Annotated in this window: 9 protein-coding genes; 2 read left to right on the forward strand and 7 right to left on the reverse strand. The window is 66.0% G+C overall.

The window, feature by feature from the left end; genetic code table 11:
- Positions 1-384 precede the first annotated feature (384 nt).
- A complete protein-coding gene (locus tag ACT3TS_RS19050) occupies positions 385-1,122 on the forward strand; it encodes a hypothetical protein (RefSeq protein ID WP_444533105.1) in 738 nt (245 codons plus the stop codon).
- Positions 1,123-1,173: 51 nt separating this feature from the next.
- On the opposite strand, the gene ACT3TS_RS19055 is transcribed toward ACT3TS_RS19050, so the two are convergent.
- The 7 genes from ACT3TS_RS19055 to ACT3TS_RS19085 form a co-directional block, all read right to left on the reverse strand.
- A complete protein-coding gene (locus tag ACT3TS_RS19055; RefSeq protein ID WP_444533106.1) occupies positions 1,174-2,010 on the reverse strand; it encodes an SRPBCC family protein in 837 nt (278 codons plus the stop codon).
- A gap of 6 nt (positions 2,011-2,016) precedes the next feature.
- Entirely contained in the window at positions 2,017-2,910 is an 894-nt protein-coding gene (locus ACT3TS_RS19060) for an FAD binding domain-containing protein (RefSeq protein WP_444533107.1), read from the reverse strand.
- Positions 2,907-5,306: a xanthine dehydrogenase family protein molybdopterin-binding subunit gene (locus ACT3TS_RS19065; RefSeq protein WP_444533108.1), complete on the reverse strand. Its 2,400-nt coding sequence runs from the start codon at positions 5,304-5,306 to the stop codon at positions 2,907-2,909. The genes ACT3TS_RS19060 and ACT3TS_RS19065 overlap by 4 nt, the downstream gene beginning before the upstream one ends.
- Entirely contained in the window at positions 5,303-5,878 is a 576-nt protein-coding gene (locus ACT3TS_RS19070) for a (2Fe-2S)-binding protein (protein WP_444533109.1), read from the reverse strand. The genes ACT3TS_RS19065 and ACT3TS_RS19070 overlap by 4 nt, the downstream gene beginning before the upstream one ends.
- Positions 5,879-5,996: 118 nt before the next feature.
- Positions 5,997-7,175, reverse strand: coding sequence for an XdhC family protein (locus ACT3TS_RS19075; protein ID WP_444533110.1), 1,179 nt, complete (start codon positions 7,173-7,175; stop codon positions 5,997-5,999).
- A complete protein-coding gene (locus tag ACT3TS_RS19080; RefSeq protein ID WP_444533111.1) occupies positions 7,168-8,280 on the reverse strand; it encodes a vWA domain-containing protein in 1,113 nt (370 codons plus the stop codon). Before ACT3TS_RS19080 ends, ACT3TS_RS19075 begins: the two co-directional genes overlap by 8 nt.
- Positions 8,281-8,283: 3 nt before the next feature.
- The gene (locus tag ACT3TS_RS19085) at positions 8,284-9,165 is read right to left on the reverse strand and encodes an AAA family ATPase (protein ID WP_444533112.1); all 882 of its coding nucleotides are present in this window, start codon (positions 9,163-9,165) and stop codon (positions 8,284-8,286) included.
- Positions 9,166-9,544: 379 nt separating this feature from the next.
- On the opposite strand from ACT3TS_RS19085, the gene ACT3TS_RS19090 reads away from it, so the two are divergent.
- Positions 9,545-9,838: a DUF503 domain-containing protein gene (locus ACT3TS_RS19090; protein ID WP_444533113.1), complete on the forward strand. Its 294-nt coding sequence runs from the start codon at positions 9,545-9,547 to the stop codon at positions 9,836-9,838.
- Positions 9,839-9,916: the final 78 nt, after the last annotated feature.

Genomic DNA, 9,916 nt, shown 5'->3' on the forward strand with positions numbered 1-9,916 from the left:
CACCATCAACCAACCAGCACCCCCTGTGCAGGAACCAACCCGCATTGAACGCAGTCACCGCGAGCAATGCGGAGACTGCCCGGATCCCGCGCGGAGACCTGAGAGTCTGAGAGCCGATGCCGCGCTACTTTGTCAGACCCTGCCCTTAGATTCGCTCTTAGCAAGGATTTCAGGCAAATCCAGCGCCGGCGGGGGGCTTTTCGTCTTCCCGCCTCACTCGATATCAGGAGCAAGATCTCATGGGGAACGAAACCATGGACCCGCAGCAGGGGGTCCTTCCAAGCGCCGCCGTCACACATGCCGCCCACCGGCGGTCCCGGGTTTCCTCCTCCGGGGCAGTTTTACCCGCAGGCGCCGGCCGGCAACAAGGGCGCCGGAAAAGCATTGGCACTGACCGCATTGATCCTGGCGATCGTCTCGCTGCTGCTCTGCTGGATCCCGATCGTCAACAACCTGGTGTTCTTTCTTGGGTTGTTTGCCTTGGTGCTCGGCATTGTTGCGCTTGTCATCTCGGCCAGGAAGGGCTCCAAAGCCAAAGGCATGTCGATCGTTGCACTCGTCATCGCAGTGGTCTCCCTTGTGGGAGTCCTCGCGTCGCAGGCCTTCTATTCGGCAATGCTCGACGGCGTCAGCAATGCCATCAGCGACAGCGCCGACGGCGTGGTGGACACCAACGCCAAGGACCAGGAGAAGGCCGACGCCGAGGCGCTGGCCGTGGGGGCCACGGGCCAAGTTGGCAACGAGTATGAAGTCACGGTAACCGCAATCAACGCCAACGCCGGTGATGCAATCGCTGCGGTCAACGCCTACAACGAACCGGCCAAGGGCCAATACGTGCTGATCGACGTCTCGGTGAAGTACGTTGGGGCCGAGGAAGGCGATCCGTGGATCGACCTCGGGGTCAAGTTTGTGGGCAGCGACGCCCGCCAATATTCCTCCACCACTTGCATGGCATCCCTGGAAAAGACAGGCTTTGACGTTCCCACGCTAGAGAACGGCGGCTCGGGCGAGTACCAGGTATGCATGGACGTTCCAGCCGACGCCGTGGCGGGAGCCAAGGTCTATGTGGAGCCCTCATTGTCATTCAAGGACAACCAGCGCGTGTACTGGAACGCTGGATAGCGCAGACCCAAGGCGGATCGGTCGCGGTGACCGGTCCGCCTTGCCTGAGCGCTACTTCCGCCTGCGGCAGAGGACGGCGACGATGCCCAGGACACCCAGAACGGCGAGAACTCCCAGAGCCGCTGGACCAAAGCGTTTGGCCAGCACCGGCAGCACGGCCGAGCCCAGATCGAGCTCCGCGGCCGGCGCGGCCGGTGGTGCAGTGCGGCGTGAAGCATGGCTGGCAGCTGCCGGAACACCACTGGCGGCGCCAGCGGCATCCGGCTGACCATCGGCAGAGGCAGCTGTTGCTGCCGGTACTGGCGCAGGAATTGTGCCCGCACCGCCGGAAGACGTGGATTGTGCGCCCTGCCCCGGGGAAACCACTGCGCCCGGGCCCGGTTCGCCCGGCCCGCCTTCGCCTGGCCCGCCTTCGTCTGGCCCGCCTTCGTCCTGGCCGCCTTCGTCCCGTTCCGCGTTGCGGATGACGCACTGGACGAACTGCTCCAGCAACTTGTCCGAGATGTCCTGGATGACGCCCCGGCCAAACTGGGCGGGCTTGCCCGTGACGTTCATGTCCGTGGAGACGTCCACGGTGGTGCCATCGCCGGCAGCTGCCAGGACGGCGGTTACCGTGGCGCCAGCCGTGCCGTTGCCCCGCTTGTCCTTTCCGGTAGCCTCAATGACCACCGTGTGCGTGGACTCGTCGCGTGAAAGGAACTGCCCCGTGCCCGCGTACATCATGGCGATGGGGCCGAGCTTGATCTTGACCGTGCCGGTAAAGGTGTCGCCTTCGACCCCGGTCAACGTTGCACCCGGGAAACACGGGGCGATCTCCTCCAACTGGTTGAAGGAACGCCACGTGTCTTCGAGCGAGCTGGGCACTGTGAAGTGGTGTTTGAGTTCCATGACGCGTCAGGCCCCAACCCGCAACTTGCCGGCGGGCTGCAGCCCGGCCGCAGCCATGACCGCTCGCCTGGCAATGACCTGGACCAGGTGGCGCCGGTAGTCGGCGTCGCCGTTGAGGTCGCTGGCCGGTTCCGTCCCATCGGCGGCCAGTGCACAGGCGGCAGCAATCGCGTCCGCATCCAGCGCACAGCCTGCGAGCGCAGCCTCAGCGGCGCTGGCGCGCAGCGGGGTGCTGGCCATGTTTGTCAGTCCCAGCCGGGCTTCGGCAATCACGCCGCCTTCCATTCGCACCATCGCTGCGACGGCCACGATGGACCATTGCTGGGACACCCGGGTGAACTTTTCATAGTGCGCGCCCCACCCGTCATATGTGGGCACCCGGATGCTGGTGAGGATCTCACCCTCCTCCACCGCAGTGGTGAAGTAGCCCTGGAAGAAATCGGCGGCATCCACAGTGCGTTCGCCGCCCGACCCAAACAGGGTGAACGTCGCCCCCGTGGCCAACACCGCCGCAGGCATGTCGCCGGCCGGATCGGCGTGGACGAGGGCCCCGCCAAACGTCCCGCGGTGCCGCACCTGGGGGTCGGCCACGGTGGCGGCCGCCATTTGCAGCAGCGGCACGTGGGCAGCCAGCAGGGGATCGGTGGCCATCAGGTGGTGCGGCGTCATGGCACCAATGGTGAGGGTTCCGCCGTCGTCCGTGATGCCGGAAAGGCCGGGAATCCTGCCCAGGTCGATGACCAATGAAGGATCTGCCATGCGCAGCTTCATGACGGGGATCAGGCTTTGGCCACCGGCCAGCAGCTTCACGTCGTCCCCGGCCGAGTCGGCGGCGGCCAGCAGCGAAAGCGCCTCCTGAACAGTTGTCGGCGCGGCGTAATCAAAGGTGCTCGGAATCATTGCACTCCTCCAACGGTCTTGGCTTCCTGCAGGGCATGCCAGACACGCGAGGGCGTGCACGGCATCTTGATGTCCTTCACGCCCAGATGCCGGATCGCATCCAGCACCCCGTTGACGATGGCGGGGGTCGAGGCGATGGTGCCTGCCTCGCCGACGCCCTTGGCGCCCAGCTGGTTGCTGGTGGCCGGGGTCTCCGTCCGTGCGGTGATGTAGTGCGGCAGATCCGGGGCGCTGGGGACCAGATAATCGACGAACGAACCGGAGACCAGCGTCCCTGCGTCGTCATAAACTGCCTCCTCGTACAATGCTTGCGCGATGCCCTGGGCCAAACCGCCGTGCACCTGGCCCTCAACAAGCATCGGGTTGACCACCACGCCGATGTCGTCCACGCACACGTACTTGAGCACGGTCACCTGCCCGGTTTCCGTGTCCACCTCCATGGCCGCCAGATGGGTGCCGTGCGGGTAGGAGAAGTTGACCGGATCGAACGTGGCCTCCGAGTCAAGGTTGGGCTCCACGCCGTCGGGCATGTTGTGCGCCGAGAACGCCGCAAAGGCGATCTCGCCCAGACCGGTGGACTGGTCGGTTCCGCGAACGGTAAACGCGCCGTTGGTGAATTCGAGGTCGTCTTCGTTGGCCTCCATGAGGTGGGCGGCGATGACCTTGGCTTTTTCAATCACCTTGTCCGCCGCCGCGAGCACTGCCATGCCGCCCACTGTCAGCGAACGCGAGCCGTACGTGTCAAGGCCGCGCTGGGACACCTGCGTGTCGCCGTGCAGGACCTCGACGTTTTCAAACGGCACCCCGAGCCTGTCGGCGACGAGCTGGCTCCATGCTGTTTCGTGGCCCTGCCCGTGGGACGAAGAACCGGTGACCACCTCAACGTTGCCGGTGGGCAGCACCCGCACCTGGGCGTGTTCCCAGCCGCCGGCCGCGTAGTTGAGCGAACCGAGCACCCTGGACGGGGCGAGCCCGCACATCTCCGTGAAGGTGGACACGCCGATGCCCAGCTGCACGGGTTCCCCGGCATCCCGCCGGCGTTTTTGTTCGGCCCGCAGCCCCTGGTAGTCAAAGAGGTCCACGGCCTTGGCCGTGGCGGCCTCGTAGTTGCCGGTGTCGTATTCGAGCCCGGCCACCGTGGTGAACGGGAACTCGGTGTGCTTGATCCAGTTCTTCTCGCGCAGCTCGAGCGGGTCCATGTTGAGCTCAACCGCGAGCTCGTCCATCATCCGTTCAATGGCGAACGTGGCTTCGGGCCGGCCGGCCCCGCGGTAGGCGTCGGTCCAGACCTTGTTGGTGAAGATGTTGTTGCATTCGAACCGGTACGCCGGGAACTTGTAGATGGAGTTGTACATGAACGCCCCCAGCACCGGGATGCCGGAGGTGATCAGGCCCAGGTAGGCGCCCATGTCGGCCAGCAGGTTCACGTCCAGGCCGGTGACGATGCCTTCCTTCGTGGCGGCGATCTTCAGCCGCTGCACCTGTGCCCGGCCGTGGTGGCCCACCTGCAGGGACTCGCTGCGGGTTTCGGTGAACTTGCACGGCTTGCCCATGCGCCGGGCTGCCAGCACGGTGATGACTTCCTCGGGCGTGACCTGCAGCTTGCCGCCAAACCCGCCGCCCACATCCGGGGCGATCACCCGAATCTTGCTTTCCGGGATGCCCAGCGTCAACGCCAGCATCAGCCGCAGGATGTGCGGGATCTGCGTGGCGCTCCACATGGTGATTTGCTCACCCGTCGGGTCAACCACCGTGGAACGCGGTTCCATGAAGGCCGGAATGAGCCGCTGCTGGTACAGGGTGCGTTCCACGACGACGTCGGAATTCAACAGCGCGTCCGCAATGGACGTGCCGGTGCCGGCCTCGGCCGAATCAAACACCCACGTGGCGGACTTGTTGGATTCCAGCGTGGTGTGCGCCAGAACCTTGTCGGTGAACGCTTCCTCCAGGTCCATGACGACGGGCAGCTCGGCATAGTCGACGTCGACAAGTTCGACGGCGTCGCGGGCTGCGGACGCGCTGCGGGCGATGATGACGGCCACGATTTCGCCCGCAAACGCCACCTCGTCGACGGCGACGGCGGGATGGTTCGGTGCCTTCTGATCCGGGGTGACCGGCCAGGCGTTGGGCAGGCTGCCTTGTTCCTCGGCAACGTCAGCGCCCGTCAGCACGGCAAAGACGCCGGGGGAGGCCTGCGCGGCGGACACCTCAATGTTGGTGATCGTTGCGTGGGCGTAGGGGCTGCGCACCATGGCCAGGTGCAGCATGCCCGGCAGCACCATGTTGTCGGTGAAGCGGGAGCGGCCCGTGATCAGGTGGGCGTCTTCCTTGCGCAGGCGGGCCGATCCAATTTCGGCACGGGCCGGCGCGGCGCCATTGTCAACGGTGGTGGTCATGACACACCTGCCGTTTTCGAAGCGTCCCCAAGCAGCGGATCCGCAGCCGGGGGAGCGTCGTCAGCCAGCGACTCGGCGACGGAAACGCCGCTGTCGTCGTAGTTCACACCGTCAGCCACCGACTTCACGGCGGCCACAATGTTTTGGTAGCCGGTGCACCGGCACAGGTTCCCCTCCAGTCCGTCCCGGATCTCGGTTTCGGTGGGGTGCGGGTTTTCCTCCAGCAGCGACGCGGACTGCATGATCATGCCCGGCGTGCAGAAGCCGCACTGCAGCGCGTGGCACTGGTGGAAAGCCTCCTGCAGCGGGGCCAGCTTGCCGTTTTGCGCCATGCCCTCGATCGTGGTGACCTGGTGCCCGTCAGCCTGCACGGCAAACATGGTGCACGATTTCACGCTGACGCCGTCAAGATGCACCGTGCAGGCGCCACAGTTGGTGGTGTCGCAGCCAATCAGCGTCCCGGTCTTTCCCAGCCGCTCGCGAAGGTACTGGACCAGCAGCAGCCGGGGTTCGACGTCGTCCGTGTAAGCGACACCGTCAACGTCGACGTGGATGGATTTGGAACTCGCCATTGAGATCTCCTAGATTCGTAAGGAGCCCATGCCAACCAGCTGTGCTCCAGCCCGTGATGTGTCTTACGTTACATGACGGCGCGCCGGAACGTTAGGGCTGTTTGTAGTCGGGTTTGTGCTAGCCTGCCTCGCCCGCTCGGTCCTCGTGCCCGTGCTGGTCTTCGTGTGCGGCATCGGCCAGGGGCACGTGGTGGATGCGGGCTGCCAGCCCGCTCAGCCGTCCGCCCTTTCCGCCCCACCGCAGCGAGATGATCTCCGCCGCAATGGACACGGCGGTTTCTTCGGGTGTGCGTGAGCCCAGGTCCAGGCCGATGGGACTGGAAAGCTTTTCAAGCTCGACGTCGGACACGCCCGCCTCCCGCAGGCGGTCCAGCCGGTCGTCGTGGGTCTTGCGCGACCCCATGGCCCCGACATACGCGACGTCGTGGCGCAACGCCACCTCCAGCAGCGGCACATCAAACTTGGGGTCGTGCGTGAGCACACAAATCACCGTGCGGGCGTCGATCAGCCCTGCGTCGAGCTGGGCCTGCAGGTACCTGTGCGGCCACTCCACCACGACCTCGTCGGCGACGGGGAAGCGGGCCTTCGTGGCAAAAACGGCACGGGCGTCGCACACCGTCACGCGGTAGCCGAGGAAGCTGCCCTGCTTGGCCACAGCCGCGGCGAAGTCGATGGCGCCGAAGACCAGCATGCGCGGTTGCGGGGCGAAGCTGGCCACAAACACCCTCATGCCGTCGCCCCTGCGTTCCCCGTCCGGACCGTACATCAACGTGCTGTTCCGCCCGGCCGCCAGCAGGCCCATGGAGTCATCGCTGACGGCGTGGTCGGCGCGGTCGCTGCCCAAGGAGCCCTCGAAACCGTCCGGGTGGACCACCAGGTGCCGCCCCAACCAGGCCGGGTCGGGGTGTTCGATCACCGTCACGACGGCCACGGGCCGGTCGGCGTCCACCTCCGCGGCAACGAGCGGCAGTTCCGGAAACGTCTGCTTCGAGACGGCTTCCACAAACACGTCGATGATGCCCCCGCACGTCAGCCCCACCTCGAAGGCGTCGTCGTCGCTGATGCCGTAGCGCTGCAGGACGGGCTTGCCGTCCTGTGCCACGTCCGTGGCCAGCTCGTAGAGCGCCCCTTCCACACACCCGCCGGACACGGACCCCACAGCCAGCCCGCCGGCGTCGACCATCATGGAGGCGCCGGCCGGACGCGGCGCAGAGCGGAAGGTGCGCACCACCGTGCCCAGCCCCACCGTGTGCCCGGCCTCCACTGCTTCCACCAAATCCTTCAACACTTCACGCATTGCCCATCACGCCCAACAACTCCTCGAAGCTCTTCATCGAATGGCCCGCCATAAAAGCGTCAACGTGCGGCAGGACGGCCTTGATTCCCTGCTGCACGGGTGCGTAGCCGTTTTTCCCCCGGTGCGGGTTGGCCCAAACGACTCGCCGGGCCACATGGTGCAGCCGCTCCACCTGCCGGCCCAGCAGTGCAGGGCTGCCGCGCTCCCAGCCGTCACTTGCCACAATGACGACGGCGGACCTGGCCACCGCGCGCTGCCCCCACCGGTCATTGAATGCCCGCAGCACCTCTCCGAGCCGGGTGCCGCCGGACCAGTCGGGCACGGTGCGGCCCGCCTGGGCCAGGGCGTCGTCGGCGTCGGGGAGCCTCAGTGCGGCCGTCACCCGGGTCAGCCGGGTGCCCAGCGTGAACACCTCAACCTGCTGCGGGGCGGCTTGAAGGACGTGGTGGGCCAGGCGCAGCAGGCTGTCGGTATAGGGTGCCATGGAGCCGGAAACATCAATCAGCCACACCACCCTTCTGGGCTTTCGGGGCGCCCTGCCGTATTTCAACGGGCCGGGTTCGCCGCCCCGGCGCAGTTGTGCACGCAGTGTGCGGACCCTGTCGATGGAACCGTGTCGGGCTGTTCGGCGCCTCCTGCCGGGCCGGCTTGGCAGTGTCACTGGCAGGTCGGCAAACATGCGGTGCAGGAGCTCGCGGTCCGCGTCGTCGAGGGTGGCCACGTCGCGGTGGCGCAGCATTTCTCGGCGGCTGGCGACCGCCTGCAGCGCCTCCCCGCCGGCCTCCTCGCGGCCGTTTCCGCCGTCGTCGTCCAGGGCAGCGGCCTTGACCGTCGTGGCCGAGCCCTGTGGCGCTCCGCCCGGTGCATGTGCCGGGGCGAACCAGCTCTCAAAGGTGCGCTGGTACGTGTCGAGGTCCTCGGGTTCCGCGCACAGTGTTGCCCGCCCGGCCCAAAACACGTCTGTCCGATTCTCGATGGACAGGCGGGAGACGGCGTCGACAAAGCTGCGGGACCGATCCGCCGTGACCTGGACACCGGCGGTGCGGAGCGCGGTCGCAAAGGCCAGCAGGATCTCTTCCGCCGGGTGCAGTGCGATCTTCGCCATGGTTCAGCCCAGGATCCGGGCCAGCGTGGCTGAGACGCGGGTGGTGTCCTCGCGGTATTTGCAGAGTGCGCCGATGCTGGCGGCGGCCGCTTCCAGGTCTAGCGTGGGGCTGCCCAGCAGGTGCAGTGCCCGGGCCCAGTCGAGTGTTTCGGCCACGCCCGGTGGCTTCATGACGTCGTCCGTGGCACGGATCTGCTGGACGGCGCGGACCACCTGTTCAGCCAGCAGCGCCGGAACGTCCGGCAGCCGGGTGCGCACGATCGCCACCTCCCGGGCCAGTCCGGGGTGGTCGATCCAGTGGTAAAGGCAGCGGCGCTTGAGCGCATCGTGCAGATCGCGGGTCCGGTTCGAGGTGAGCACCACGATCGGCGGGGTTGCCGCCTTGACGGTGCCAAATTCCGGGATGGAGACCTGATAGGTGGAGAGCACCTCGAGCAGGAAAGCCTCAAATTCGTCATCTGCCCGGTCGATTTCGTCGATGAGCAGCACGGCCGGGCTTTGCTGCAACGCCTTCAAGATAGGCCGGGCCAGCAGGAAACGCTCGTCGTAGAGGGACTTCTCCAGTTCGGCGGTGCTGAGGTTTCCGCCGCCGGCCTCGACACTGCGCAGGTGCAGGATTTGCGCCGTAAAGTCCCAGTCGTACAGTGCCTGTGCGGCGTCGATGCCCTCATAGCACTGGAGCCTGATGAGCGGGAGCTTGTACGCTTCTGCGATGGCTTCGGCCATGGCGGTCTTGCCGGTGCCGGGCTCGCCCTCCAGCAGCAGCGGCCGTTCCATGGCCATGGCCAAATAGGCAATGGTGGCCAGGCCCTCGTCGGCCAGGTATCCGGTTTCAGCCAGGCTGGCGGCAAGTGTGGACGCGGAGGCAGCGGACGTCGTCGTCATGCCCCCAGCATATGACCCCAGTCAACGCCTCCCACCAGAACGCCCCCACCCGACCCTCGCTCACCTTCGGGGCTGTTATCCCGAACGCTCCTGCAGATGGGCTGTTTTCCCGGACCCTGTCGCAGCAATGGTCAACCTTTGGGTGGCGCTGTATCACCGGGCATGAGACAAACGGGCTGTCGGGTCCCTGCCCTTGGGGCCGACAGTCGCGAGAGCGCTGTGGGAGAGCCGCAGGCGGGCGCCGGACAGCCAAAGGCTCCCGGTGCGGTCGTGCATCAACCGGGGTGACTGGTCGGAAAGCGCGCACTGAGTACCCTGAAAACAGGCACCCGGTCCGCCTCAAACGGGTATCGAGCATTCATTAGAGGAAAGGACGAGCATGTGGATCGGCTGGATCGAGTTTGATCTGTTGCTTGGCGACGTTCATTCATTGAAGGAGAAACGGTCCGTGCTACGGCCCCTGGTTGCCGAGATTAGGAAACATTTCGACGTCTCCGTCGCAGAGGTGGACCTCAAAGATCTGCACCGGCGTGCTGTTGTCGGTGTTGGGTTGGTGGCTGCTGAGCGCAGCCGGATTGTTGCCGCGCTTGACGCCGTCGAGGAGCACGTGGCCGCCCGCCCCGGCATGGATCTGCTCAGTGCCCGGCGCCGGACCGTTACCAGCGATGATTAATTGACGATTCTGCCGTGACACAGCCTTCCGGATGTTCCCTGCCGGCAGCAGTTTCCGTGCTTCACGATGTTCCGCGGA

This window comes from Specibacter sp. AOP5-B1-6, assembly GCF_052376555.1.
In the GTDB taxonomy this organism is placed as follows: domain Bacteria; phylum Actinomycetota; class Actinomycetes; order Actinomycetales; family Micrococcaceae; genus Specibacter.

Bases quoted from the DNA above. Each gene is read 5' to 3' on its own strand.
- ACT3TS_RS19075 (WP_444533110.1), bottom strand. From the start codon at position 7,175: ATGCGTGAAGTGTTGAAGGATTTGGTGGAAGCAGTGGAGGCCGGGCAC.
- ACT3TS_RS19090 (WP_444533113.1), top strand. From the start codon at position 9,545: ATGTGGATCGGCTGGATCGAGTTTGATCTGTTGCTTGGCGACGTTCAT.
- ACT3TS_RS19055 (WP_444533106.1), bottom strand. From the start codon at position 2,010: ATGGAACTCAAACACCACTTCACAGTGCCCAGCTCGCTCGAAGACACG.
- ACT3TS_RS19085 (WP_444533112.1), bottom strand. From the start codon at position 9,165: ATGACGACGACGTCCGCTGCCTCCGCGTCCACACTTGCCGCCAGCCTG.
- ACT3TS_RS19065 (WP_444533108.1), bottom strand. From the start codon at position 5,306: ATGACCACCACCGTTGACAATGGCGCCGCGCCGGCCCGTGCCGAAATT.
- ACT3TS_RS19080 (WP_444533111.1), bottom strand. From the start codon at position 8,280: ATGGCGAAGATCGCACTGCACCCGGCGGAAGAGATCCTGCTGGCCTTT.
- ACT3TS_RS19060 (WP_444533107.1), bottom strand. From the start codon at position 2,910: ATGATTCCGAGCACCTTTGATTACGCCGCGCCGACAACTGTTCAGGAG.
- ACT3TS_RS19070 (WP_444533109.1), bottom strand. From the start codon at position 5,878: ATGGCGAGTTCCAAATCCATCCACGTCGACGTTGACGGTGTCGCTTAC.